Annotated in this window: 30 protein-coding genes and 1 tRNA gene; 18 read left to right on the top strand and 13 right to left on the bottom strand. The window is 68.3% G+C overall.

What is annotated here, in order from left to right; all coding sequences use genetic code 11:
* Window positions 1-47: 47 nt before the first annotated feature.
* The 3 genes from THPRO_RS13165 to rpmE form a co-directional block, all read right to left on the bottom strand.
* Complete coding sequence (locus THPRO_RS13165) at window positions 48-1,286, bottom strand: malic enzyme-like NAD(P)-binding protein (protein WP_065089878.1); 1,239 nt, start codon at window positions 1,284-1,286, stop codon at window positions 48-50.
* A 141-nt stretch (window positions 1,287-1,427) separates the two neighbouring features.
* Window positions 1,428-2,144, bottom strand: coding sequence for a thermonuclease family protein (locus THPRO_RS13160; RefSeq protein WP_065089735.1), 717 nt, complete (start codon window positions 2,142-2,144; stop codon window positions 1,428-1,430).
* A gap of 105 nt (window positions 2,145-2,249) precedes the next feature.
* Window positions 2,250-2,453, bottom strand: coding sequence for a 50S ribosomal protein L31 (gene rpmE / locus THPRO_RS13155; protein ID WP_038092751.1), 204 nt, complete (start codon window positions 2,451-2,453; stop codon window positions 2,250-2,252).
* Window positions 2,454-2,866: 413 nt separating this feature from the next.
* Here rpmE and rimO point away from each other — a divergent pair, with 413 nt between their 5' ends.
* A complete protein-coding gene (gene rimO, locus THPRO_RS13150; protein ID WP_038092633.1) occupies window positions 2,867-4,192 on the top strand; it encodes a 30S ribosomal protein S12 methylthiotransferase RimO in 1,326 nt (441 codons plus the stop codon).
* Window positions 4,193-4,217: 25 nt separating this feature from the next.
* Complete coding sequence (locus THPRO_RS13145) at window positions 4,218-4,508, top strand: hypothetical protein (protein ID WP_038092637.1); 291 nt, start codon at window positions 4,218-4,220, stop codon at window positions 4,506-4,508.
* Here the strand turns inward: THPRO_RS13145 and THPRO_RS13140 are convergent.
* Complete coding sequence (locus tag THPRO_RS13140) at window positions 4,505-4,894, bottom strand: RidA family protein (protein ID WP_038092754.1); 390 nt, start codon at window positions 4,892-4,894, stop codon at window positions 4,505-4,507. The genes THPRO_RS13145 and THPRO_RS13140 overlap by 4 nt on opposite strands.
* Window positions 4,895-4,991: 97 nt before the next feature.
* Here THPRO_RS13140 and THPRO_RS13135 point away from each other — a divergent pair, with 97 nt between their 5' ends.
* Window positions 4,992-5,798, top strand: coding sequence for a TrmB family transcriptional regulator (locus THPRO_RS13135; protein ID WP_038092640.1), 807 nt, complete (start codon window positions 4,992-4,994; stop codon window positions 5,796-5,798).
* A gap of 39 nt (window positions 5,799-5,837) precedes the next feature.
* Here the strand turns inward: THPRO_RS13135 and THPRO_RS13130 are convergent, their stop codons facing one another.
* The 5 genes from THPRO_RS13130 to rph form a co-directional block, all read right to left on the bottom strand.
* Window positions 5,838-6,365 (bottom strand): DsrE family protein, encoded by a 528-nt coding sequence (locus tag THPRO_RS13130; protein WP_065089877.1) that lies wholly within the window; start codon window positions 6,363-6,365, stop codon window positions 5,838-5,840.
* A 76-nt stretch (window positions 6,366-6,441) separates the two neighbouring features.
* The gene (locus THPRO_RS13125; protein WP_038092643.1) at window positions 6,442-6,681 is read right to left on the bottom strand and encodes a WYL domain-containing protein; all 240 of its coding nucleotides are present in this window, start codon (window positions 6,679-6,681) and stop codon (window positions 6,442-6,444) included.
* Between the two features lie 40 nt (window positions 6,682-6,721).
* Window positions 6,722-7,879 carry a radical SAM family heme chaperone HemW gene (hemW, locus tag THPRO_RS13120; protein ID WP_065089734.1) on the bottom strand — a complete coding sequence of 386 codons (1,158 nt, stop codon included), beginning with the start codon at window positions 7,877-7,879 and terminating at the stop codon, window positions 6,722-6,724.
* A 5-nt stretch (window positions 7,880-7,884) separates the two neighbouring features.
* Window positions 7,885-8,502 carry an RdgB/HAM1 family non-canonical purine NTP pyrophosphatase gene (gene rdgB / locus THPRO_RS13115; protein WP_038092646.1) on the bottom strand — a complete coding sequence of 206 codons (618 nt, stop codon included), beginning with the start codon at window positions 8,500-8,502 and terminating at the stop codon, window positions 7,885-7,887.
* 1 nt (window position 8,503) lies between these two features.
* Complete coding sequence (gene rph, locus THPRO_RS13110; protein WP_038092648.1) at window positions 8,504-9,220, bottom strand: ribonuclease PH; 717 nt, start codon at window positions 9,218-9,220, stop codon at window positions 8,504-8,506.
* A 104-nt stretch (window positions 9,221-9,324) separates the two neighbouring features.
* Between rph and THPRO_RS13105 the strand changes: the two genes are divergently transcribed.
* The 5 genes from THPRO_RS13105 (at window position 9,325) to THPRO_RS13085 (ending at window position 13,522) form a co-directional block, all read left to right on the top strand.
* The gene (locus THPRO_RS13105; RefSeq protein WP_201786994.1) at window positions 9,325-10,191 is read left to right on the top strand and encodes a YicC/YloC family endoribonuclease; all 867 of its coding nucleotides are present in this window, start codon (window positions 9,325-9,327) and stop codon (window positions 10,189-10,191) included.
* A 23-nt stretch (window positions 10,192-10,214) separates the two neighbouring features.
* Complete coding sequence (locus THPRO_RS13100; protein WP_038092654.1) at window positions 10,215-10,544, top strand: putative signal transducing protein; 330 nt, start codon at window positions 10,215-10,217, stop codon at window positions 10,542-10,544.
* An 83-nt stretch (window positions 10,545-10,627) separates the two neighbouring features.
* A complete protein-coding gene (locus THPRO_RS13095) occupies window positions 10,628-11,068 on the top strand; it encodes an Hsp20/alpha crystallin family protein (RefSeq protein WP_038092759.1) in 441 nt (146 codons plus the stop codon).
* A 77-nt stretch (window positions 11,069-11,145) separates the two neighbouring features.
* Complete coding sequence (locus tag THPRO_RS13090; RefSeq protein WP_038092657.1) at window positions 11,146-12,063, top strand: DnaJ C-terminal domain-containing protein; 918 nt, start codon at window positions 11,146-11,148, stop codon at window positions 12,061-12,063.
* Between the two features lie 82 nt (window positions 12,064-12,145).
* Entirely contained in the window at window positions 12,146-13,522 is a 1,377-nt protein-coding gene (locus THPRO_RS13085; protein ID WP_065089876.1) for a DegQ family serine endoprotease, read from the top strand.
* A gap of 30 nt (window positions 13,523-13,552) precedes the next feature.
* On the opposite strand, the gene THPRO_RS13080 is transcribed toward THPRO_RS13085, so the two are convergent.
* Both THPRO_RS13080 and moaD read right to left on the bottom strand, forming a co-directional pair.
* Window positions 13,553-13,996 carry a molybdenum cofactor biosynthesis protein MoaE gene (locus THPRO_RS13080; protein ID WP_065089733.1) on the bottom strand — a complete coding sequence of 148 codons (444 nt, stop codon included), beginning with the start codon at window positions 13,994-13,996 and terminating at the stop codon, window positions 13,553-13,555.
* On the bottom strand, window positions 13,997-14,230 hold the full coding sequence (gene moaD, locus THPRO_RS13075; RefSeq protein ID WP_038092660.1) for a molybdopterin converting factor subunit 1: 234 nt from the start codon (window positions 14,228-14,230) through the stop codon (window positions 13,997-13,999).
* Window positions 14,231-14,277: 47 nt separating this feature from the next.
* Here moaD and moaC point away from each other — a divergent pair, with 47 nt between their 5' ends.
* Window positions 14,278-14,772, top strand: a complete 495-nt coding sequence (moaC, locus tag THPRO_RS13070) for a cyclic pyranopterin monophosphate synthase MoaC (protein WP_038092663.1) — start codon at window positions 14,278-14,280, stop codon at window positions 14,770-14,772.
* Here the strand turns inward: moaC and THPRO_RS13065 are convergent.
* Window positions 14,769-15,245 (bottom strand): arsenate-mycothiol transferase ArsC, encoded by a 477-nt coding sequence (locus tag THPRO_RS13065; protein WP_145930862.1) that lies wholly within the window; start codon window positions 15,243-15,245, stop codon window positions 14,769-14,771. The two genes, moaC and THPRO_RS13065, sit on opposite strands and share 4 nt — an antisense overlap.
* A 217-nt stretch (window positions 15,246-15,462) precedes the next feature.
* On the opposite strand from THPRO_RS13065, the gene THPRO_RS13060 reads away from it, so the two are divergent.
* From THPRO_RS13060 to THPRO_RS13030, 7 genes are all read left to right on the top strand, one after another.
* Entirely contained in the window at window positions 15,463-17,340 is a 1,878-nt protein-coding gene (locus tag THPRO_RS13060; protein ID WP_038092666.1) for an AsmA family protein, read from the top strand.
* 30 nt (window positions 17,341-17,370) lie between these two features.
* Window positions 17,371-17,967, top strand: a complete 597-nt coding sequence (locus tag THPRO_RS13055; protein ID WP_161489989.1) for an SRPBCC family protein — start codon at window positions 17,371-17,373, stop codon at window positions 17,965-17,967.
* Between the two features lie 17 nt (window positions 17,968-17,984).
* On the top strand, window positions 17,985-19,034 hold the full coding sequence (gene mutY / locus THPRO_RS13050) for an A/G-specific adenine glycosylase (protein WP_065089874.1): 1,050 nt from the start codon (window positions 17,985-17,987) through the stop codon (window positions 19,032-19,034).
* Between the two features lie 25 nt (window positions 19,035-19,059).
* Window positions 19,060-19,329, top strand: coding sequence for an oxidative damage protection protein (locus THPRO_RS13045; RefSeq protein WP_038092672.1), 270 nt, complete (start codon window positions 19,060-19,062; stop codon window positions 19,327-19,329).
* Window positions 19,330-19,413: 84 nt separating this feature from the next.
* A tRNA-Phe gene (locus tag THPRO_RS13040) sits at window positions 19,414-19,489 on the top strand.
* A gap of 398 nt (window positions 19,490-19,887) precedes the next feature.
* A complete protein-coding gene (gene ada / locus THPRO_RS13035) occupies window positions 19,888-20,973 on the top strand; it encodes a bifunctional DNA-binding transcriptional regulator/O6-methylguanine-DNA methyltransferase Ada (RefSeq protein ID WP_145930861.1) in 1,086 nt (361 codons plus the stop codon).
* Complete coding sequence (locus THPRO_RS13030; RefSeq protein ID WP_038092675.1) at window positions 20,970-21,698, top strand: 2OG-Fe(II) oxygenase; 729 nt, start codon at window positions 20,970-20,972, stop codon at window positions 21,696-21,698. The genes ada and THPRO_RS13030 overlap by 4 nt, the downstream gene beginning before the upstream one ends.
* A 12-nt stretch (window positions 21,699-21,710) precedes the next feature.
* On the opposite strand, the gene THPRO_RS13025 is transcribed toward THPRO_RS13030, so the two are convergent.
* The gene (locus THPRO_RS13025) at window positions 21,711-22,409 is read right to left on the bottom strand and encodes a helix-turn-helix transcriptional regulator (protein WP_038092678.1); all 699 of its coding nucleotides are present in this window, start codon (window positions 22,407-22,409) and stop codon (window positions 21,711-21,713) included.
* Between the two features lie 164 nt (window positions 22,410-22,573).
* Between THPRO_RS13025 and THPRO_RS13020 the strand changes: the two genes are divergently transcribed.
* Both THPRO_RS13020 and THPRO_RS13015 read left to right on the top strand, forming a co-directional pair.
* The gene (locus tag THPRO_RS13020) at window positions 22,574-22,942 is read left to right on the top strand and encodes a VOC family protein (protein WP_038092682.1); all 369 of its coding nucleotides are present in this window, start codon (window positions 22,574-22,576) and stop codon (window positions 22,940-22,942) included.
* Between the two features lie 70 nt (window positions 22,943-23,012).
* Complete coding sequence (locus THPRO_RS13015; RefSeq protein ID WP_201786993.1) at window positions 23,013-24,392, top strand: MFS transporter; 1,380 nt, start codon at window positions 23,013-23,015, stop codon at window positions 24,390-24,392.
* Window positions 24,393-24,522 lie beyond the last annotated feature (130 nt).

The raw sequence follows: 24,522 nt of genomic DNA, 5'->3' as shown, positions 1-24,522 counted from the left end.
CGCGTTCCGGGGGCACCGCGCCGGCGTGCGTGCGATCGACGCCGGTCTCAGGGGCGGACCGCCTGGTCGGTGCGGGCCACGCCGGAGTCTATCGCGGCCTGGCTGATGGCCGCGGGGACGACGTCGATCAGGCGCGGGTCGAAGGGCTTGGGGATGAAATATTCGCGCCCGAAGCTCAGCGTGTCGACTTCGTAGGCCTGGAGCACGCTGTCCGGCACCGGCTCGTGTGCCAGCGCGGCGAGCGCATGCACCGCCGCGGTCAGCATGGCGTCGTTGATGGTGCGTGCATGCACGTCGAGGGCGCCGCGGAAGATGTAGGGGAAGCCGAGCACGTTGTTGATCTGATTGGGATAGTCGGTACGGCCTGTGGCCATGATGACGTCGTCGCGGGTGCGGTGGGCCAGTGCCGGGTCGATTTCGGGGTCCGGGTTGGCCAGGGCGAAGACGATGGGGTTGTCCGCCATGGTTGAAAGCACGTCCGCGGTCAACAGGTCGGGCCCGGACACGCCGACGAACACGTCGGCGTCGACGCAGGCGTCCGCCAGGGTATGCCGGTCGGTGTCCGCCGCGAATTCCCGCTGGTACTCATTGGCGCGATGGTCGTCGCTGCGGATCACGCCCTGCCGATCGATCATGAGAATGTTCTCGCGCTTCGCGCCCAGGGTCGTCAGGAGATGCATGGAGGCGAGCCCGGCGGCGCCGGCGCCCAGGCATACGATGCGCGCATCCTCAAGCCGTTTGCCGGCGATGCGCAGGGCATTGATCAGGCCCGCGCAGATGATTACGGCGGTGCCGTGCTGGTCGTCGTGGAACACGGGGATGTCCAGCCTTTCGCGCAGTTCCCGCTCGATGCGGAAGCAGTGCGGCGCGGCGATATCTTCAAGATTGATGCCGCCGAAGCCGCCGGCGATGCGAGCGACGGTTTCGATGAATTCGTCGGGGTCGTGCGTGTCGACCTCGATGTCAAAGGCGTCGATGCCGCCGAAGGCCTTGAACAGGACGACCTTGCCTTCCATCACCGGCTTGCCGGCCAGCGCGCCGACGTCGCCGAGTCCGAGCACGGCGGTGCCGTTGGTGATAACGGCGACCAGATTACCCTTGGCGGTATAGCGGTAGGCGGCCTCGATGTCCTTGTGGATGGCCCGTACCGGCTCGGCGACCCCGGGCGTGTAGGCGAGCGCCAGATCGCGTTGCGTGCGCGTGGGCTTGGTGATCTCGGTGGCGATCTTGCCCGGCTTGGGCAGTGCGTGATAGTCGAGGGCGGCTTGTTTCAGATCGGTTGGCATGGCTTCGGTCGGGCTCATGGTTTGTGTATGCAAATGGGGTGGGCGGATGCCGGTGGCGGGCCTCGCATGGCCCATGAATGATAGGGGATGGCCAGGTGGGTCGCCATGCCTCGTGAGCGTTCTTGTCGTGCGGTCTGCGCTTCAGTCCTCCCGCGACGGATGCGCATTCGCGCGCGTATCCCATTCCAGGGCCAGCGGGTGCCGTAGCGCGATCCGGCGTTCGCCGCGATACGTGTGGACCCAGCCGCGCACGGTGACCCAGGTGCCCTGCAGGCGTCGCAGGTCGATCGCCCGGAAGTAGTCCAGATCGCGGCGGTCGATGCGCAGCGCCACGCGGCCCTCAAGATCGATCCAGGCGGCACGACGCGAGAAGCCCACATGGGTGACGCGTCCGCGTACGACGCGGAAACCGCGGGCATCGCGCGGCAGTGACGTGGCCGCGATCGGCCGGTAGCGCGCCAGGCTCCACAGGCCAAGCTGTCGGCCGCGCGCATCGGCTTCGGCGCGCTGGTAACAGGCGGCTTCCGCCAGATTCGGCGGTACGGCCAGCGCGGTCGCCAGCCCCCGCCGCAGCAGCGCGGCGGAGACGCTGGTGCCGTCGGGCAGATAGGCGTGCGCGAGACTCCGGCCGTAGCGATCGCGGCGTTCGTTGTCGAAACGCAGGCGCAGCGTCCAGCCGTGCAGCGTCAGCAGGTCGCTGAGGGCGCGGCGCGCGGCGTTGGCGAAAGGTTGGGCCGGGCGCTCGCGATGCGCGACTTCGGGCGTGTCGAGGCCGATCAGGCGCAGGTGCGCGCCCGAGCGCAGGCGTACCGTGTCGCCGTCGTAGACATGGCTGACGTGCACGACGGTTTGCGCCATGGCATCGCCGCAGTCGGCGAGCAGGCGCAGCGGAGCGGCGGCTAGGCAACAAAAAAGGGCGCTCGCCAGGAGCGCCCTCGGTATTCGCGTCCCGCCCTGCACGGCCTACATGCCGTAGCGGCGCCGGAACTTGTCGACCTGACCGGCGGTGTCGACGATCTTCTGCTTGCCGGTGTAGAACGGGTGGCACTGCGAGCAGACTTCGACCTGAAGCTCGGACTTGCCGTAGGTGGAACGGGTCGTGAAGCTGCTGCCGCAGCTACAGGTGACCTTGATGTCATGGTAATCGGGGTGGATGTTCGCTTTCATCGCGGCGTCCTCGGTCAAGCTCTCAATGCGCCTTAAAGGGACGCGGATTCTACAGGCTTGTCGCTCCCGGGGCAATAGGCCGTTAACCCGAGTCAGACGCTATGTCATCTGTGGTTTTTTCGCTGAATGTTTTGCCAAGCCCGCGTGTCTAGGGGATTTCTCGGGTTGTCCACAGAAGCTGTGGATAAGTCTGTGGACGAGACGGTGACAAAGCCTCCAAATGCGCGTCGGCATTACAGTTCCGTTAACTTGTCGAAGATTTGATCAGTAATCGTAAGTTTTTGATATTTATATTCTTTATTGGGCGGTGGCCTTGGGCGCGATACGCGTGCGGCCGTCCGAAAACAGGCGTTGCACGGAGACCGCGCTGTGTGTATAAGGTGACAGCCGTACGGTAAGCAGGCCCCATTCGCATGTCCGACCCAATCGCATCCTCTCCGACCGTGGGCTTTGTCAGCCTCGGCTGCCCGAAAGCGCTGGTCGATTCCGAGCGCATCCTCACCCAGCTACGCGCCGAGGGCTATGCGATCTCGCCGAGCTACGACGGCGCGGATCTGGTGGTGGTGAATACCTGCGGCTTCATCGACGCTGCGGTGGAGGAATCCCTGGAGGCCATCGGCGAGGCCCTGGACGAGAACGGCCGCGTCATCGTCACCGGCTGCCTGGGCGGCGACGAGACCCGGGTGCGCGAGGCGCATCCCGAAGTGCTCGCGGTGACTGGCCCGCATGCCTACGAGGCGGTGATGAGCGAGGTGCACCGCCACCTGCCGGCCCCGCACGACCCCTACGCCAGCCTGGTGCCGCCGCAGGGCATCAAGCTGACCCCGCGGCATTACGCCTATCTCAAGATTTCCGAGGGCTGCAATCACCGCTGCAGCTTCTGCATCATCCCCAGCCTGCGCGGCGATCTGGTCAGCCGGCCCATCGGCGAGGTGCTGGCCGAGGCCGAGAATCTGGTCAATGCCGGTGTGCAGGAGCTGCTGGTGATCTCGCAGGACACCTCCGCCTACGGCGTCGACGTGCGCTACCGCACCGGCTTCTGGCGCGGACGGCCGCTCAAGTCCCATGTGCAGACCCTGGCCGAGGCGCTGGGCGAGCTGGGCGTGTGGGTGCGCCTGCACTACGTCTATCCCTACCCGCATGTCGACGCGCTGATCCCGCTGATGGCGGAGGGCCGCATCCTGCCCTACCTCGACATGCCGCTGCAGCACGGCAGCCCGCGCATCCTCAAGGCCATGCGCCGGCCCGCGGCCAGCGAGCGCATGCTCGAACGCATCCACGACTGGCGCGCGCAATGTCCGGACCTGACGCTGCGCAGCACCTTCATCGTCGGCTTTCCCGGCGAGACCGACGAGGATTTCGAGTCCCTGCTCGAATTCCTCGACGAGGCGCAACTCGACCGCGTCGGTGCCTTCGCCTACTCTCCGGTATCGGGCGCGGCCGCCAACGAGCTGCCGGGCGCCGTGCCGGAGGCGCTCAAGCAGGAGCGGCTGGAGCGATTCATGGCGCATCAGGCCGGGATCAGCGCGCAAAGACTGCGCGCGCGCGTCGGGCGCGAGATCGAGGTGTTGGTGGACGAGGTCGGCGCGGACGGCATCGTCGCGCGCAGTGCGGCGGACGCCCCCGAGATCGACGGCCTGGTCTATATCGAGGGCGCGGCAGACGCCCAGCCCGGCGAGCGCATCCGGGTGACGGTCACCGATGCGGACGAACACGACCTGTGGGCGCGCGCGGACTGAGCGTCCCATCGAGCGAGGGAGCCCTATGAAAACCGGAAAGACCGCTTTCGACCCAACCCGTCGGCGTCTGCTGCGCGGCACGGCGACCGTGTTCGCCGCCGGCATCGGCGCCGGGTTGCTGCCGGACACGGCGCAGGCCGCCAAGGTATCCAAGGCCGCGATGCTGTATCAGACGCACCCTCACGGCAGCGTGTCCTGCGCCAACTGTGTGCACTTCGAGCCCGGCCCCTCGCCTTCCGCGATGGGCGCCTGCACCGTCGTCGCGGGCAGCATCAGCCCGCGCGGCTACTGCATCGCCTACTCGCCGCGGGTCTAGCCGGCGGCGCTCCTGCGTGCGGTGATCTCGATCTCGATCAGCATCTCGGGATCGACGAAGGGCAGCACGTGCAGCAGCGTGAGGGCGGGGCGGATGTCGCCGAACACCTCGCCGTGCGCCCTCCCCGCCTCGCGCCATTGCGCAATGTCGGTGACGTAGAGCCGGCTCTGCACCACGTCCGCCAGCGCGAAACCCGCCTCCGTCAGCACCGCTTCGAGCTTCTGCAGGATGTAGCGCGTCTGCGCATACAGGTTGTTGCCGACGATGCGTCCGTCCGGGCCCCCGGCCGCGGTTGCGGATACATACAGCGTGTCGTCGACCCGCACGGCACGCGAGTAGCCGAGCGTCTGTTCGTAGCTTGAGCCTGACGAGTACAACTGGCGCATGATCATCTCCCTGGGATGCGATTGACTACCCGGGTAGTGTACTCATTAACCACCGCAGTGGTGTAAACATTTTGACGCCCTGTGTTAGCCTCGCGCGATGAGTGCAAACCTGCCCGAAGACCTGCTGTCCGCGCTGTCGCGTCTCGGCTTCTCGCCCTACGAGGCACGGGCCTACCACGCCCTGCTGCAGCGTTCGCCCCTGAACGGGCACGAGGTGGGCAAGCGGGCCCAGGTGCCGCCTTCGAAGATCTACGAGACCCTGCAGCGCCTGGAGACCAAGGGCGCGGTGCTGGTGCAGCGCTCCGAGCCCGTGCTCTATGCCGCGGTGCCCTACCGCGAAGTGCTGGCCACCATCCGGCGGCGCCTGGAGGACGATCTCGCCCTGGCGGAGGCGCGGCTGTCCGAACTGCCGGCACCGCGCGAGCCGGGGCTGGTGTGGTCACTGCGCGAGCGTGCGGCGATTCTCACCGCCTGCCTGGCACAGATCGAGGGCGCGGGCCGCTCGCTGTACGCGGCGGTCTGGGACGAGGAGATCGGGGTGCTCGGTCCGGCGCTGGAGCAGGCGAGCGCGCGCGGGGTGGACGTGCACGTGGCGATCTACGGCCGGGCCACCCTCGACGGGCCGCACTGCTACGACCTCGCCGACTGCGGGGAGAGCGCGCGGCAGCGTCTCGACGGGCGGCGCGTGGCCGTGGTGGTGGCGGATTTCCGCGATGCGGTGATCGCCGAATTCGGTGCGGGCGAAAGCGGCGAGGCGGTGGTGACCAGCAACCCCATCCTAAGCCTGCTCGGGGTGGAATACGTCAGGTCCGACGTGCTCGGGCGCCTGCTGATCGAGGCGATGGACGAGGCGAGCTACGCGCGGGTGCGGACCGGCGCGGCGGCCCGGGCGCTGCTGGAATAACCGCGCCGCCGCATACCGCCGGCGGCGCGGCGAGCGACCTCAGTACACCGGCACCAGCGAGTAGCCCTTGGCCTCATAGCCGATCGCGGAGATGAAGCCGTTGCCCACCGGCTTGACCGCGGGGATCAGGTCCTTGGGCGACACGTCCATCCCCTTCATGGCGATGCCGCAGGCCTCGACCGGCACGCCGGCGTGCGCGAGTCCGCCGATCTCGCGCTGGATCTGCGAGACCGCGCGTTCCTGCATGTAGCCGATGCCGCGGCGGTCCTTGGTCAGAAAGGCCACGGCCGGGCCGACGAAGACCACGATCAGGTGCGGCTTCACGCCCTGCTCCGCCAGCCCATTGCGCGTCATGCCGACGACCTTGAGCACGTGCGCCACGCGATTGGGGTCGTTGATGTCGATGAGGAACAGCCCCTTGGCTTCGTGCAGGCCGGCGAGTGCGGCATGGTCGTTCAGTTTCGGTCCCTTGTCTTCGTGCTCGGCAGCCTGCGCGCTGCCGAGCCAGAGGCAGGCGGTCAGCGTCAGGGCGACGGCGGCAATACGGTGCGACAGGCTCAGCTTCATGGCGATCAACTCCTTGGGGTGGTGGTGGCCTTGCGGCCGGATTCGCGCCACTGCGGGCGCTTGGATCGTGTCGTTGTCAGAGCGGGCGCGCCTCGGCGATGCGGTCCAGCCTGAGCACGCGCGCCAGGCCCGCCGGGTTGCGAGCGATCAGATATTCGGCCTGGCGCCGAGTGCGCAGGTTGACCGGATCGAGGGTCTCGATGCGGCGCAGGCCGCCACGGCCGCGCAGGCTCAAGCGCAGGCGCTGGCGCCGCAGGATGGCAAGCTCCAATTCGCTGTATCGGTCGCAGGCGATCGGTGTGTATTCGTCGTCCATCGCGTCACCTTCGCGGCAATTCGCCGACGATTGTCTCGCTTCAGGGCAGGAACAGGGCCGTCAGATCGTTGAGGAAGTTCCAGCCCAGCGCGCTGGGGCGGACCCGCTCGCCCTCCCGTTCGACGAGTGTACGCCCGAGCGCCTCGTTCAGGGTGTCCTCGATGCAGTTGCGCGGCAGGCCGGTGCGCGCCTCGAACAGGGCGAGGTCGAAGCCCTCGCGCAGGCGCAGGGCGTTGAGCATGAACTCGAAGGGCAACTCGGCGGGTGCGACCGTGTCGCGGCCGCCGGCGGCATCGCCCGCGCGTGCCGCGGCCATGTACTGCGCCGGCTGGCGCAGCTTCCAGTGGCGTTCGACCGATCCGCTCGCCGGGTCGGTGAGCTTGCCGTGGGCGCCCGCGCCGATGCCGAGGTAGTCGCCGAAGCGCCAGTAGTTGAGATTGTGCCGGCAACGCATGCCGGGGCGCGCGTAGGCCGAGACCTCGTACTGCGCGAAGCCGGCCTCGGCGAGTCGCGTCTGCGCGGCCTGCTGCATCGCGGCGATCAGATCCTCGTCGGGCAGCGCGGGCGGGTCGTGGTGGAACAGCGTGTTGGGTTCCAGCGTGAGCTGGTAGTACGAAAGGTGGGTGGGCGCGAGCGCCAGCGCGGCGTCGATGTCGCGCCGGGCAGCGGCGAGGTCCTGTCCCGGCAGGCCGAACATGAGGTCGAGGTTGAAGTCCTCGAAGCCCGCCGCGTGTGCGATCTCGGCGGCGCGCCTGGCCTCGTCGGCGCCGTGGATGCGACCGAGGCGGCGCAGCGCGTCGTCGTCGAAGCTCTGCACGCCGATCGACAGCCGGTTGATGCCGAGCCCGCGGTAGTCGGCGAAGCGCGCCTGCTCGAAGGTGCCGGGATTGGCCTCCAGCGTGATCTCGACGTCGGGGCGCAGCGGCAGGCGCGCGCGCAGGCCGTCGAGCAGGTCGCCGAGCGCGGCGGCGGAGAACAGGCTGGGCGTGCCGCCGCCGATGAACACGCTCTCGATGCGCCGGCCCCAGACGCGCGGCAGCTCGGCCTCGAGATCGGCGAGCAGCGCGGCGACGTACTCCGTTTCTGGCAGATCGCCCTTGGCCGCATGCGAATTGAAGTCGCAATACGGGCACTTGCGCACGCACCAGGGCAGGTGCACGTAGAGCGACAGGGGGATGGGTTCGGCGAACCCGCTCACGCCGGTCAGCCGCCAGTGAGCGCGGCGAGCAGGGCGCGCACCGCCTGGCCGCGGTGGCTCAGGCGGTTCTTCTCGGCCGGGCCCAGCTCGGCGGCAGTGCTATCCAGCCCGGCCACGGCGAACAGCGGGTCGTAGCCGAAACCGCCGGCACCCGCGGGGGCGGCGAGGATGCGGCCCTCCCAGGCGGCCTGGGCGATTACCGGCGAGGCGTCGCCGGCATGGCGCAGGAACACCATCGCGCAGCGGAAGCGCGCGGTGCGCGCCGCCTCCGGCACGCCGGCGAGCGCGCCGAGCAGCTTGGCGTTGTTGGCGGCATCGTCGGCCTCGGGGCCGGCGTAGCGTGCCGAATAGATCCCCGGTGCGCCGTCCAGGGCATCGACCTCGAGGCCGGAGTCGTCGGCGACCGCGGGCAGGCCGGTGTGCAGTGCGGCGTTGCGCGCCTTGAGGATCGCGTTCTCGACGAAGCTCAGCCCTGTCTCCTCGGCCTCGGGCACGCCGAAGTCGGCCTGCGCCACCACCTGCACCCCGCTACCGGCGAGCAGGGCGCCCAGCTCGCGCACCTTGCCGGGATTGCCGGAGGCGAGCACAAGACGTTCGACGCCGTGCAGCGGCGAAACGCTCATCTCAGTCTTCCAGTGCCTGGCGCTGCATGGCGATGATCTGTTCGATGCCGCCGGCGGCCAGGTCGAGCATCGCGTCGAGCTCGTCGCGGCGGTAGGCGTGGCCTTCGGCGGTGCCCTGCACTTCGATGAAGTGGCCGGCGTCGTTCATCACCACGTTCATGTCGGTCTCCGCGCTGGAGTCCTCGGCGTAGTCGAGGTCGAGCACCGGCTGGCCGTTGTGAATGCCGACCGACACGGATGCGACCATGCCGTGCAGCGGATCGCGCTTGAGCTGGCCGCGCTTGCGCAGCCCGGCGATGGCGTCGCACAGGGCGATGAAGCCGCCGCTGATCGAGGCCGTGCGCGTGCCGCCGTCGGCCTGGATCACGTCGCAGTCGAGGGTGATCTGACGCTCGCCGAGGGCCTCGAGGTCCACAGCGGCGCGCAGCGAGCGGCCGATCAGACGCTGGATTTCCAGCGTGCGTCCGCCCTGCTTGCCGCGGCTGGCCTCGCGCGGCATGCGCGAGCCGGTCGAGCGCGGCAGCATGCCGTATTCGGCGGTAACCCAGCCTTTCCTGCTGCCCTTGAGCCAGGGTGGCTGACGCTCGTCCACGGTGGCCGTGCACAGCACGCGCGTGTTGCCGAAGCAGACCAGGACCGAGCCCTCCGCATGCATGGTGTAGTGGCGGGTGAAGCTGATCGGTCGCAGTTCGTTCGGGGCACGGCCGCTGGGTCGCATGCAAGACTCCTTGAATTGACGGGGTAGGCATTATAGGGGTTGCCCGCGCGGCGAACCATTCAGGCGCGTAGAATGCGCGGCGGGATCCGCTGGAGGAGAGCATCGTGGTACAGAGCATGACGGCTTTTGCCCGCCGTGAATCGCAGGGCGACTGGGGTACGCTCGCCTGCGAGCTGCGCGGCGTGAATCATCGTTATCTGGATCTGAGCCTGAGGCTACCGGAGGATCTGCGCGCGCTGGAGGGCGCGCTGCGCGAGCGCCTGCAGGCGCGGCTGGGGCGCGGCAAGATCGATTGCGGGCTGCGTTATACGCCGCCGACGGGCGGCGCGACCGCTCTGAACATCGATCACGCATTGATACAGGGCCTGCTGGAGGCCTGCGAACAGGTCGAGGGGCTGATGGGTGCCTCGACGCAGTTCAATGCGCTGGAGGTGCTGCGTTGGCCGGGCGTGGTGCGCGAGCCGGTCCGCGACCTCGGTCCCTTGCACGCGGCCGCGTTGCGGCTGGCCGAGGAAGCCGTGGCGGAATTCATCCAGGCCCGGCACGGCGAGGGCGAGCGCATGGCCGCGTTGCTGCGCCAGCGCGCGCAGTCGATCGCGGCGCTGGTGGCGCGCGTGCGGGAAAGACGCCAGGATCTGGTTGCCGCGCTGCGCGACAAATACCGTGCCCGGCTGGCCGAACTGGGGGTGGAAGCCGAGCCTGGGCGGCTGGAGCAGGAGCTGGCCATGGTGGCGCAGCGCCTCGACGTCGACGAGGAACTCGACCGTCTCGACAGCCATCTGACCGAGCTTGAATCCGTGCTCGGGCGCCAGGAGCCGATCGGCCGCCGGCTCGACTTCCTGATGCAGGAATTCAACCGCGAGGCGAACACGCTGGGTTCGAAGTCCGCCGACATCGAGACCACGCAGGCGGCGGTCGAACTCAAGGTGCTGATCGAGCAGATGCGCGAGCAGGTGCAGAACATCGAATAGCACGCGGCCCAGGCGGAGGGGCGATGAAAAAAATCTACGCGGCGCCGGATCTGCTCAGCGCCGGGCACGTGCACAACCTGCTCGGGCAAAGCGGCATCGAAAGCGAGCTGCGCAATTACTACCTCGGCGGCGGCATCGGCGATCTGCCGGTGAACGAATGCTGGCCGGAGATCTGGGTCGACGACGCCGACGCCGCGCACGCCGAAGAGGTGGTGCGCGAGTTGCAGGAGGCACTCGCCGAACCGCCGGGGCCGTCGTGGATCTGCCCGCAATGCGACGAGCGCAACGAGGGACAGTTCGGCGAATGCTGGCGTTGCGGCACGCTGCGCCCGGAGGGAACGAACAGCCCTTGATAATGCGCCTGACCGCCTGCATCTGTATGTCAAGCGGATCGCGGCTCGATCCGATGAATCAAACATTTGCAGGAGATTCCGTCATGTCAATGGTGCGTTATCAGCCTTTTGGCCTGCTCAACCAGCTTTACCGTGAAATGGATAATGCCTTCGGCCTGCCCGGCGAACATGCCGCGGGCGACGAGGCGGTGACCAGCGACTGGCTGCCGTCGGTGGATATCCGTGAGGAGGAAAATGCCTTCGTGATTCATGCCGACGTACCGGGCGTCGATCCCAAGGACATCGACATCCACATGGAAAACGGCGTGCTCACCGTCAAGGGCGAGCGCGAAACCGTCGATGAGGAGACGCGCAAGCAGTATCGGCGCGTCGAGCGCGTGCGCGGCCAGTTCTACCGCCGCTTCACGCTGCCCGATACGGCGGATGCGGATCAGATCACCGCGCGCGTGGACAAGGGCGTGCTCGAAGTGCGCATCCCGAAGCACGCGCGCGTACTGCCGCGCAAGATCCAGATCGAGGGTTGAACTGCCACACGGCCGCCTGCCGCGTCTTCGGCGCGGGAGGTGGCCGTTGCCGTTGACTGCCAGGCCAAGACGAGCATATGGAATTCAAGGATTACTACAAGATTCTCGGGGTCGCGCGGGATGCCGATCAGGCCGAGATCAAGAAGGCCTATCGACGCCTGGCGCGCAAATACCATCCGGACGTAAGCCAGGAGCCGGAAGCCGAGGCGCGCTTCAAGGAGATCAACGAGGCCAACGAAGTATTGGGCGACGCGGAAAAGCGACGCGCCTACGATCAGCTGGGCCCCAACTGGAAGGCCGGCCAGGATTTTCGCCCGCCGCCGGGCTGGGAACAGGCCGGCGGTTTCGGCCAGGGCGGATTCGGTGGCGCAGGCTTTGCGGGCGGCGCCGGCTTCAGCGATTTTTTCGAGACCTTGTTCGGTGCCGGCGTGCGTCAGGGCGCCGGCGGCCGTGCCCGTGGCGGATTCGGCGCGCGCGGCCAGGATCAGGAAGCGCGCCTCGATCTCGATCTGGAAACCGCCTATCACGGCGGCCGCCAGGCGCTGCAGGTCGGCGGCCGCGCGCTCAACGTCACGATTCCGGCCGGCGTGACCGAAGGGCAGCGCATCCGTCTTTCGGGACAGGGGCAGCCAGGCGCGGGCGGCGGCCCGGCCGGCGACCTCTATCTGGTCGTGCACATCCGTCCGCACGCGCTGTTCCGGCTGGACGGTCGAGATGTGATCCTGTCGCTGCCGGTGGCGCCCTGGGAGGCCGCGTTGGGCGCCCAGGTCACGGTGCCGACGCTGGCCGGCAAGGTCGAGCTGCGCGTGCCGGCAGGCTCGGGCAGCGGCCGCAAACTGCGCCTCAAGGGCCGGGGACTGCCCGGCCGTCCGGCCGGCGACCAGTACGTCGAACTGCGCATCGAAACGCCGCCTGCCGAAACCGAGGCGCAGCGCGATTTCTACGAACGCATGCGCCGCGAGCTGCCCTTCGATCCGCGCGCGCATCTGGCCTGAGTATCGCGGCAGGGCGGGCGCGCGTGCCCACCCTGCACGCAAACCTTACAATGGGCCACCCCGTTCCGGAGACATGCCGCCGATGAAGCGCCCCCGCCGCGTACTGCCTGCCCTGCTGCTTGCAGCACTCTTCTTTGCCGGACTCCCGCCGGCCTACGCCGAATTGCCGCCGGTCGCCGACGGCAGTCAGATGCCCTCGCTGGCGCCGATGCTGGGCAAAGTGCTGCCGGCCGTGGTCAACATCTCGGCGCACGGCGAGGTGAAGGTGCGCAACGCCCTGCTCGACAACCCTCGTTTCCGGCAGTACTTCGGCCTGCCCGACGTGCCCGAGGAGCAGAAGGTCGAGGAACTGGGTTCGGGCGTCATCATCAACGCCGCCAAGGGCTATGTGCTGACCAACAATCATGTGGTCAAGGATGCGCAGAAGATCACGGTCACGCTGCGCGACGGCCGCCAGTTCGACGCCCGCCTGGTCGGGCGCGACAAGGCCACGGATATCGCCGTGCTGCAGATTCCGGCGGAACACCTGACGCAACTGCCCCTGGGCGACTCGACGCGGCTGCGGGTCGGCGACTACGTGGTCGCCATCGGCAATCCCTTCGGACTCGGGCAGACGGTGACCTCCGGCATCGTGTCGGCATTGGGCCGCAGCGGCCTCGGTATCGAATCCTACGAGGACTTCATCCAGACCGACGCCCCGATCAACCCGGGCAATTCCGGCGGCGCGCTGGTCGATCTGCGCGGCCATCTGGTGGGCATCAACACCGCGATTCTCGGTCCCGACGGCGCCAATATCGGCATCGGCTTTGCCATTCCGGTGAACATGGCCATCGACGTCATGGACCAGCTGGTCAAGTACGGCCGAGTCGAACGGGGGCATATCGGCATCGCTGCGCAGAGCCTCACTCCGGCGCTCGCGAAGGCCTTCGGCGTCAAGCAGGAGCAGGGTGCGATCATCGCCCAGGTCCAGCCCGGCTCGCCCGCTGACAAGGCCGGACTCAAGGCCGGCGATATTGTGACTGCTGTCAACGGGCATGATATCCGCGATGCCGCGCAGATGCGCAATATCTTCGGGCTGCTGCGTGTCGGTACTCGGGTCGAGGTGCAGGTGCTGCGGCACGACCGGCCGCTGCGCTTTGCGGTGGTGATCGCCAAGCCGGCGCACGCGACCGTTGCCGGCGCGCGCCTCAGCCCATTGCTGGCGGGTGCGACGCTGGGCGAGGTGCCGGCCGAGCTGGCACTTCAGGCCAAGCTGCACGGCATCGCCGTGATGGCGGTGGCCGCAGGTTCCGCTGCGGAGCGCGGGGGGCTGCAGAAGGGGGACGTGATCCAGTCGGTCAACCAGGTGCCGGTGCGCGACATGGCGGCCTTCGAGCGGGAGGTCAAGCGCCACCGCCAGTCGCTGCTGTTCAACGTCCGCCGCGGTAACGGCGCCCTGTTCCTGACGCTCGGCGGCTGAGACGGAAGACGGCGGGACGCCGCCCGGCACTCAGCCGGGCGTGTTCTGCTCCACCCAGCGGCTGCGGCCGTCGCCCAGGGTTTCGCGCTTCCAGAAGGGCGCGCGCTGCTTGAGCGCTTCCATCAGGTGGCGGCAGGCCTCGAACGCGGCGGCGCGGTGCGCCGACCAGGCCGCCGTCAACACGATCGGCTCGCCGGGCAGCAGGCGCCCCACCCGGTGGATCACCAAGGTGTCGACCAGCGGCCAGCGGACCTCGGCTTCGCCGACGATCAGTCCGAGTTCGCGTTCCGTCATGCCCGGGTAGTGCTCGAGGAACAGTTCGCTGACGCCGTCGCCGACGTTGAAGTCGCGCATGGTGCCGACGAAAGCCGCCGTGGCGCCGACACGGCCGTCGTCGAGCCGGTGTTCGGACACGTACGCGGCCAACGACATCCAGGGATCGAAACCCGCGGGTTCAAGCCGGACACAGGCCATTCAGCCACCCGTAACCGGCGGGAAGAAGGCGATCTCGTCGCCGTCGCTGACCGGGTGCGTGGTGGCGACATATTCCTGATTGAGCGCGGCGAGGACGCGGATGTCGCCGGCTGCTTCCGGCGCGACTTTGGCCCAGACGTCGCCGACGGTGGCGATGTCGGCCATATCGATGCGATCCTCGCCGCGGCCCACGCGCTCGCGCAGGCTGGCGAAATAGCGGACTGTGATGCTCATGCTTCTGCTAGTCTGTGACGGTACCGTCATTCTAACTCAGGAACACGATGAACGAACTGACCCACTTCGACCGCAAGGGCCAGGCGCATATGGTCGACGTCGGCGCCAAGGCCGAGACGCATCGCGTGGCCGTGGCCGAGGGCCGTATCCGCATGCGGCCGCAGACGCTCGACCTGATCCGCCAGGGCGGCCACAAGAAGGGTGACGTGCTCGGCATCGCACGCATCGCCGGCATCATGGGCGCCAAGCGTACCGCCGAGCTGGTGCCGCTGTGCCACCCGCTGGCCCTGACGCACGTGGAGCTGGATTTCCGCATCGACGGCGACGAATCCAGCGTACGCTGCCGCTGCCGGGCCGAGACGCGCGGCCGTACCGGCGTCGAGATGGAGGCGCTGACGGCGGTCCAGGTGGCCCTGCTCACCGTCTACGACATGTGCAAGGCGGTCGACCGCGGCATGACCATCGACGGGGTGCGTCTGGTACGCAAGTCCGGCGGCAAGAGCGGCGACTGGGGCGAGTCCGACGCTGCTTCCGAGGTCTAGGCGGACGAGGAGCGGCTCCGGCCGTAAAACAGCCGCAGCGACTTGACCATCGACTCGACCCGCTGGCGTACCTCGTCCCGGGTCGCCCGATAGGCTGCGAGCGCGTCCTCGTCGTCGTCCTGAGGCCGGGGTTTGGTGATCAGCCAGCGCTTTTCGGTCGCGTTCGGGGGAACGGCGGCGTGCAGGGTTTCGGCGGGGTCGTCGATAACGATGATCACGTCGGCCCAGAGCAGACGCTCGCGGGACACGAGCTTCTCTTCCTGGCGGCGGATATCGAGACCGACTTCCTCCATTACCTGCACTGTGCGCCGGTCCAGCGGCATGCTGTGCATGCCGGCGGAGGCGACTTCGAGCAGATCGCCCGCCTGCTGGCGCATGAAGGCTTCGGCCATCTGCGAGCGGTCTGCATTGTGTGCGTCGACGATGAGGATGTGCGGCTTGCGGCGAAAGTTCGGGGACGCGTCACCGCGCATGAGCGCCTCCGTCCTCAAGCGACCCGTGAGGCCAGGCCTCGGGATGCCCGCATGCACGGGCGCTGGTGTGGTTTATGGTCATGTTTTTCGCGTCTTGCTGCAGGGTTCTGCCTTGGGAGTTTAACCCTTGCGCGGTAATGCGTCAGTCATACACGCGCCGGACGCAAGCGGCTAAGATGATGCAAAGCCGTATCGCCCTCTGCCTGGAGTCGAGCCTATGAAATGGATCAAGCGACTGTTCCTGCTGGCGGTCGTCGTGTTGCTGCTCGCGGTGGTCGGTCTGACCGCATTCGTGATGACCTTCAACCCCAACGACTACAAGCCTCAGATCGAGCGTCTGGTCAAGGAGAAGACCGGGCGCACGCTGAACATCGACGGCAAGATGAGTCTCACGATCTATCCGCGCCTCGGCCTGCGACTCGCCAAGGTGAGCCTCAGCAATCCGGCCGGCTTCGACACGCAGAAGCCCTTCGCAAGCATCGACCGGCTCGATCTCGACGTCGAATTGATGCCGCTGCTGCGGCGCAAGCTGGTGGTCGATCGGGTCGTGCTAAGCGGCCTGGACGTGAATCTGGTGCGCAAGGCCGATGGCAGCGCCAACTGGCAGGGACTCGCCGGAGCCGCGGCGAAATCGGCGCCGGCGCCGGCATCCACGCCGGCCCAGCCCAGTGCCGCCGGCGTGGTCGCCGGTGCACCCTTCGCGCTGGCGGTCGCCGGCGTCGAGGTCCAGCGCGCACGCATCACGCTGGACGACAAGCTCGTTGGGCGGCGCCTTGTGATGGCACCGCTCGACCTGAGTGTGGGGCATCTCGCGCCAGGGCGCAGCGCGCCGATCAAGCTCGATTTCCATATCGAGAACAGCAAACCGGCTCTCGGCCTGGACGGTCGCATGACCGCGCAGCTGAGCGCGGATCTGGCGGCGGCCCGCTACCGCCTGAACAACATCGACCTCAAGCTGTCCGCCAAGGGCGATGCGGTGCCCAAGGGTGCCATCGAAACCACGCTGCAGGGCAGTCTCGACGTGGATCTGGTCAAAGGCGGGCGGATCGTCCTCAAACCCCTCAAGCTGAGCGTGAACGGCAGCCAGCTGACCGGCAACGTCGACGTCACCGATCTTGCGCATCCGCACATTGCGTTCGCGCTGGCGCTCGACCAGCTCGATGCCGACCAGTACCTTCCGCCGCCGCCGCCGCCCGCCAAGGGCGGCAGTGGCGGTACGCCCGCGGCTCCCGCGCCGTGGTCCGACAAGCCGCTGGCGATCCCGCTGGGCGAGCTGCGCCGCGTGAATGCCGACGGCACCCTGAGCATCGGCAAGCTCACCGCGCGCAAGCTTAAGCTCAGCCAGGTCAAGCTGGCGCTGAGCGCACGCGACGGTCTGCTGCGCGTCAGCGACATGAGTGCCGACCTGTACGGCGGTACCTTCAAGGGCGCGGCAAGCCTCGACGCGCGGCGCGCTACCCCGACGATGTCGGTCAAGGCGGCGCTCGGCGGGATCCAGATCGGCGATCTGCTCAAGGATTACGCCGGCGACCGCTACCTCACCGGCAAGACCGACATTAAGGCCGATCTCGATACGCGCGGCCTCTCCGAGCGGGCGCTGGTGGGCGCCCTGGGCGGCAGCCTGTCGCTGGCGGTGCACGACGGATCGGTGCAGCGCTCGCGGCTGGCCGATCAGATCCAGTCGGTGCTGATCAAGCTGCGCGAGCTCAAGCAGGGCAGTCCGGTCGGGCCGCCCGGTGCGGAAACCCGATTCGCCTCGCTGACCGCGACCGCGCAGGTCGGAAACGGAGTGATCGACAATCGCGACCTCAAGCTCGACGCGATCCGCTTCGCGGCCAACGGCAGCGGGACGGTCGATCTGCTCAAGCGCGAAATCGACTATGCGCTGCGCTTCACCCAGGCCAACGGCAAGGGGACGCCGATCCCGCTGCTGATCCGGGGGCCGTTGCATCATCCCGGCTACGAAATCGATCTCAAGTCGATGGCCAAGGATGCCTTGCAGCAGCGCCTGAACCAAGAGAGGCAAAAGGCCGGCGAGCAGATCAAGCAAAAGCTCGAAAAGGCGCTGCCCGGTCTGAAGGGCTTGTTCAAGTAGATGGGTCCGGCGGCGCGCAGCTGTGCTGGCATGCTGGCCGCGGCGCTGGTCTGCGCGCTGCTGCCCGGCTCCGCGCGCGCGGCCGAGATCGAGTGGCTTTCGGTGCGTTACGCCGATGCGCTCGACCTCGATCTGCGCGCATTGATCGATGCGCCGGTACCGCGGGTGGCCGCCGTGCTCGACAGCCCGCGCGATCTGGCCCTGCTGCTGCCAGGCGCCCGCTCCGTGCGCGTGCTCGCCGGCGCGCCCGCAGGCGCACGGCGACTGCGCATCCGGCTGCAGGGCTGCCTGCTGTTCTTCTGTCCCAGCCTGACCGACGTGATGGACCTGCATCCCGATCGCGGCGGCTTCGTCGGTATCACCGTGCCCGCGCTCAGCGACTTCAGCGACGGTCGCCTGCGTTGGCGCTATCTTGCCGCGCCCGGCGGACGAACACAGCTGGTGCTGCGTGCGCATTTGGTACCGAAGATCTGGGTGCCACCCGTAATCGGTCCGTTTCTGATCGAGGCCAAGGTCCGGCGTCAGCTGCAGGCAACCGTCAGGCGCCTCGAACGCGCGGCCCGCGGCGAACCGATACGCAGGCCGAGCCGTCCCGCGCCGGTCAATATCCCCGGTTTCAATTTCTGATCTTGAGCACCGAACGCATGCCCGCAAACTCGTTCAGCCGGCGCGTGCTCGCCTGGTGGCGCCGTCATGGGCGCAAGGATCTGCCTTGGCAGCGCAGGCCCGATCCCTACCGCGTTTGGGTCTCCGAAATCATGTTGCAGCAGACCCAGGTGGGTACGGTCATCGGCTATTTCGATCGCTTCATGGAACGCTTCCCGACCCTGGAGCGGTTGGCGGCGGGTAGCGAGGACGAGGTGCTCGAACTGTGGACCGGTCTCGGCTACTACGCCCGTGCACGGAATCTCCATCGGGCCGCGCGCCTGGCGCTCGAGCGCCATGGCTGCCTGCCTCCCGACCTGGACGCGCTGACCGCGCTGCCGGGCATCGGCCGGTCGACCGCCGGCGCGATTCTCGCGCTGGCTCACGGCGAGCCGGCGACCATACTCGACGGCAACGTCAAGCGCGTGCTCGCGCGTCATGCCGGGGTGGATGGCTGGCCGGGGACGCCCGCCGTCATGCGCCGCTTGTGGGCGCTGGCCGAGGGGAGAACGCCGCCGCGGCAGGCCGGCCCCTACGCGCAGGCGATGATGGACCTCGGCGCGACCCTGTGCACGCGTGCCAGCCCTGGGTGCGCGGCGTGCCCGGTGGCCGGAGACTGCGTGGCGCTGCGCGAGGGCCGGCAGACCGACTGGCCTGCCCCGAAACCGCGCAAGAGCCTGCCCGAGCGGCAGACCTGGATGTTGCTGCTGCACGACGACCAAGGCGCGGTGTTGCTGCAGCGGCGCCCGCCGAGCGGGGTCTGGGGCGGTCTGTGGAGCCTGCCGGAGGCCGCGGGAACGGCCGAGGCCGACACCCTGGCCCGCGCGCTCGTCGGCCGGTCGCCGACGCAATGGCGGGCGCTCGAACCCATACGCCATACCTTCACCCACTTCCGCCTGCATATCCATCCGCTGGTCGGGCGCGTGCATGGCCCCGCGACTGCGGGGGTGAAAGACGCGGTCCAGGTCTGGTATAAACCCGGTCAACCGCCGCCGGGGGGCATGCCCGCACCGGTGGTATCCCTGCTGGATGGGCCCGACGGGCCATAGCCAAACACCACGAGGAAACGACGTCATGACACGCATGGTGCAATGCGCCTACCTGGGCAAGGAGGCCGAGGGCCTGGATCGCCCGACCTACCCCGGCGAACTCGGCAAGCGGATCTACGAGCAGATCTCCAAGGAGGCCTGGCAGCTTTGGCTGCGCCACCAGACCATGCTCATCAACGAGTACCGCCTCAGCCCGGTCGACCCCAAGGCGCGCAAGTTTCTGGAGGAGGAGATGGACAAGTTCCTCTTCGGCGGCGAAGTGAGCAAGCCCGAGGGTTATGTGCCGCCCGCCTGAGGGGCTTGACGGCGGGTGCCCGGAGCCGGTTTAATGCGCCCTCGCCGCGCCATCCCGCGCGTGGCAATCAGCGGCACCCCGTCCGGCCAGGTAGCTCAGTTGGTAGAGCAGGGGACTGAAAATCCCCGTGTCGGCAGTTCGATTCTGTCCCTGGCCACCATTATTCGATCCCTCCCCGCTTGAGCGCTCCGCCTCGGGCCCGGTCCGATGGTCACGCATGTCCCCACCGTTCAGGACCGTGCGATCCAGGCGGTTCCACTCCTGTTGCTGATGGCGCCGGGGCGATTCCAGACACGCGCCGCAACCCTGTGCCGACGTTCCCGCCACCAGCATGCAGCTGGCGGGAAGTGTGGGTTGAGCCAAAGGCACCCCGCGTCACGCCCGACCACTACTTAATATCCGCGACAGCAAAGTTCGGCGCGTTGGGCCGCGTACCGGCGTGTTGCGTCCCGCCGCCGTTCTTGGTGTGCGATCCGAATATGATGGCAGGAATCGGAGTGAGGCAGGCCGGAGCATGTGGTTGTATCTTTGCCTCATGCACCGAGGTACGAAAACGTGATGACCACCAAGACGCGTATGCCTACGTCGGCGCCGCCCGGCGCCACCACAAACGACCCGCGCTGGGTGCGCATCCTGGCGCGCGATGCCGCGGGCGACGGAGAATTCTGGTACTCGGTCGCGACCACGGGCGTCTATTGCCGCCCATCCTGCCCGTCGCGCCGCCCCCGTCCCGAAAACGTGCGCTTCCATGCGACGCCCGAGGAGGCGCGGGCACTGGGCTTCCGTCCGTGCCGGCGCTGCAACCCGGACGGACCGTCGAGCGCACGACGCCGCTCGATCCTGGTCGAACGGGCCTGCCGCATGATCGAAAGCGGCGAACGCGAGCCGACGCTCGCCGAGCTGGCCGCGGACGCGGGCCTCAGTCCGAGCCATTTCCACCGTTTGTTCAAGACGACGATGGGCATGACGCCGAAGCGCTATGCGGCCGGCGTGCGGCTGTGCCGCGTGCGCGAGGGGCTGGCGGGTGCGGCCACGGTGACGGATGCGATCTACGCGGCCGGTTTCGGTTCGAGCGGCCGCTTCTACGAACAGGCGCGGGCCATGCTGGGCATGCCGCCCGAGACCTATCGCAAGGGTGGCGGCAACGAGGATATCCGTTTCGCCGTCGGCGAGGCCTCGCTGGGCGCGTTCGTGGTCGCGTCGAGTGCGCAGGGCGTCGTGTCGATATTGATCGGCGACGACCCAGAGGCGCTGCTGCGCGATCTGCAGGACCGCTTCCCGCGCGCCAATCTGATCGGTGCCGATGCCGGCTATGAAGGCCTCGTGGCGCGCGTGGTCGGATTGATCGACCATCCGGGGCAGGGCGTCGAGCTGCCGCTCGATATCCGCGGTACCGCGTTTCAGCAGCGCGTCTGGCAGGCCCTGCGGGCGATTCCGCCCGGTCAGACGGCCAGCTACAGCGAGATCGCGCAGCGGATCGGCAGACCAGCCTCGGTGCGGGCGGTGGCCGGTGCCTGCGCGGCGAACCCGCTCGCGGTCGCCATCCCGTGCCATCGGGTGGTGCGCCGAGACGGATCGATCTCGGGGTATGCCTGGGGCATCGAGCGCAAGCGCGCGCTGCTCGACAGCGAATCGGGGGCATGAACGCACGGACGCACGCAGGCGGTCTGTCGGCACGCGTGGACGCATACGACTGGCCGGCGTTGGATGCGGCGCTCGATGCGCGGGGATACGCGATCCTGGAGGGCTTGCTGCCGCGCGAGGACTGCCTGACATTGGCGGAGATGTACGATGAACCCGTGCATTTTCGCAGCCGTGTCCACATGGCGGGGCACGGCTTCGGGCGGGGCGAATATCGCTATTTCGGCTATCCGCTGCCGCATGTCGTCGCGACACTGCGGACGGCGCTCTACGCGCGCCTGTACGCGATGGCCAATGTCTGGAACGGACGGCTGGGCGTCGAACGCCGCTATCCGCCGTTGCACGAGGCGTTCCTCCGCGACTGCCGCGAGGTCGGACAGGCGCGACCGACGCCGCTACTCCTTCGCTACGGTGCCGACGATTTCAATTGCCTGCATCAAGATGTCTACGGCGATCTCGTATTTCCGCTGCAGGCGGTGGTGCTGCTGTCCGAGCCAGGCAGCGATTTCGGCGGCGGCGAGCTCGTGCTGAGCGAGCAGCGTCCGCGCCAGCAAAGCCGTGCGGAGGTGGTTCCGCTGCGCCAGGGCGATGCCGCCGTGTTCGCGGTCCGTTACCGCCCGGCGCGCGGGGCGCGCGGCGATCATCGGGTCAACATGCGCCATGGCGTCAGCCGCGTGCGCAACGGCCGGCGTCATGCGCTCGGTATCATTTTTCATGACGCGAGCTAGCGGCGGCGTGCCTCAATCGCCCGACGCCGGCCGCCGTTCGCGCGCGTCGGCGATGTAGTCCTCGAAGCGGCGGCCGTACAGATCGGGAAACTGCGAGGGCAGCACGTGCAGCCCCTGAATGCGGTCGAGACGGAAGGTGCGGAAATCCCCGCGCAGCTCGCACCAGGTACCCAGCGTCCACTTCAGCCCCCAGAACGCCAGCCCCAGGGGCCACACGACCCGCTCAGTCGATTCGCCGCCGTCACGCCGGTAGGCGAGATGCACCATCAGTCGCCGGTCGATCGCGCGGCGCAATTCCGCCATGCCGGTCACCGTCTCCGGCGCGATGAAAAAGTCCGGCGCGAGCAGGGTTTCGCGGTCCCAGCGCCCGCGTAGATGATTCGGCAGCACCGCGTCGATCTTCGCCTGCACGCGATCCGCCGCCTTCGCGAGTTCGGGGTCGGCCCAGGCGCGCACCATGGCCGCCCCCAGGGCCAGCGCCTCCAGTTCATCGCCGTCAAACATCAGCGGCGGCACCTGATAGCCGGCGCGCATGCGGTAGCCCACGCCGGCCTCGCCGTCGATGGGCGCGCCCGCCGAGATCAGGTCGGCGACGTCGCGGTAGATCGTGCGCTCCGAAACCTCCAGTTCCTCCGCCATGCGGCGCGCGGTCACCACCCGCCCGCGGCCGAGCAGCAGGACGATCTTGAACAGTCGGTCGGCACGTCTCATGTCCCAAGCTTAGCCCACCCTCCTGACAAGGGTGTGTCAGGAGTGTCGCGCACACGCAGAAAATCACCCCATCTCCTGACAAAACGCTGGCAGCTTCGGGGGCTTAGGCTGGTTTTGCCGGCAACCGAGCCGGTAACCCGCAAGCCACTCAGGAGGATTTGGAGATGAAACGCGTCATCAACTGGTTCGAGATACCCGCCGTCGATTTCGAGCGCGCCGTGCGCTTTTACGAGACCGTCATGCAGACCACGCTTCGCCGCGAGGAAATGGGGGGCGCCCGGTTCGGCATCTTCCCCTACGAGATGCCGGCCACCTCCGGCGCGGTCACGCAGATGGCTGCCCTCAAGCCCGGCAGCGACGGCACGCTGATCTACCTCGACGCCACACCGGACGTCGACGCCGTGCTCGGACGCGTCGAAGCCGCGGGCGGCAGCGTGGTCTTGCAAAAGACCCTGGTCAGCGAAGACATCGGCTACATCGGCATCTTCATCGATTCGGAAGGCAACCGGGTTGGCGTGCACGCGCCCAAGTAATGCTTCGCGTCGCGGCCGTGGGGGCGATCCCCCGCGGCCGCCCTATTCATGCAGCCCATGCAGGTCGACCATGTCCAACGACAGCCTCTCAGCCATGAATACCTCGACGAATCGCACCGCGCCCGCACGCGAAATCGCCCTACTGACCGCACTGTGCGCCGCCGTGCTCATCGCACAGATAGACACCTCGGTGACGAATCTGGCGGTGCAGCCCATCGGGCATTATTTCCGCGTCCCGGTAGCGACTCTGCAATGGGTGGTCGACGCCTACAACCTCGTCTACGCCGCCCTGCTGCTCAGCGGCGGCCTGCTGGCCGATCTGTTCGGCCGGCGCCGCGTGTTCGTCGCCGGCGCAGCCGTGTTCGCCGTCGCCTCGATCCTCTGCGCGCTCGCGCCCGACATCGACGCGCTGCTGGCCGGACGCGTGCTCGCCGGCCTGGGGGCCGCATGCCTGATGCCGGCTTCGCTCGCGCTCATACGCGTGCTGTGGCCGGATGCCGAGCGACGGGCGCGGGTGCTCGGCATCTGGGCGGCCTGCAACGGGCTCGCCTTCGCCATCGGGCCGGTAACCGGCGGGTTGCTCGTCGATGCCTTCGGCTGGCGCAGCGTGTTTGTCCTGGCTCTGCCGTTCGCGCTCCTGGCCGCCGCACTGGCTCTGGGTACGATCCCCGAGTCGGCACATCGCGAGGGTCGCCATTTCGACGTAGGCGGCCAGGTGTTCGGCGCCCTGAGCCTGGGCGCACTGGCGTTGGCCGGCATCGAGCTGCAGCGCGCGCCGATCCTGTCCGCCATGGCGCTGGCGATCGCGGCGATTGCGGGCACGCTGTTCGTGCGGGTCGAAAGCCGTCATGGCAATGCCGCCATGGTGCCGTTGCCGTTATTTCGCCAGCCGGTCTTTCAGGGCGCGATGGCGGCCACCGCCGCCATGACCTTCGGCATGTACGGCGCCGTGTTTCTGCTGCCCTTGTACTGGCAGACCGCTGGCACGCTGGGGCCTGCCGGCGCCGGTTTCGCGCTGATGCCGATGGCGCTCGTGTTTGCCCTCGGCTCGCCGTTTTCGGGACATCTCACGCGCAGGCTGGGGCTGGGCAGCGTAATCGGCGGCGGTTTAGGCATGATCGGGGTCGGCCTGCTCGTGGTCGCCGGCAGCGTCGTCGACGGTACGCTTGCGGCGTCGCAGGCAGGGCTGGTGCTGGCCGGTCTCGGCATGGGGCTGGCGACCGGACCGCTCATGGGCGCGGCCGTCGGCGCGGTCGAGCCACGCCACTCCGGCAGCGCGGCCGCCCTCGTCAACGTCGCGCGGATGGCCGGCGCCACGCTCGGCATCGCCCTCCTCGGCACGCTGTACGCCCTGTTCCACCCGAACGTCCGCGGCCTGACCCTCGCCATGTCGCTCGGCGGATCGCTGCAGATCGCCGTGGCGCTCTGGGCCTGGCGTCGCCTGCCCTGAAGCGCGGCCGCCGTGGGCGCTGGCTTTCGTCCGCTGGCAGGTCGCGCCGCCGTCGGTGCTGGCGTATAAGTTCTGGGGCCGGGGTGGCACGGCGTGTGTCGCGGTGGTCGAGGATCACGGGTGCCGGGCT

The sequence above is a fragment of the Acidihalobacter prosperus genome (assembly GCF_000754095.2).
Lineage (GTDB): Bacteria > Pseudomonadota > Gammaproteobacteria > DSM-5130 > Acidihalobacteraceae > Acidihalobacter > Acidihalobacter prosperus.
Note: the sequence above shows the minus strand (reverse complement) of the source record. Positions and strands in the feature narration are given on the sequence as shown.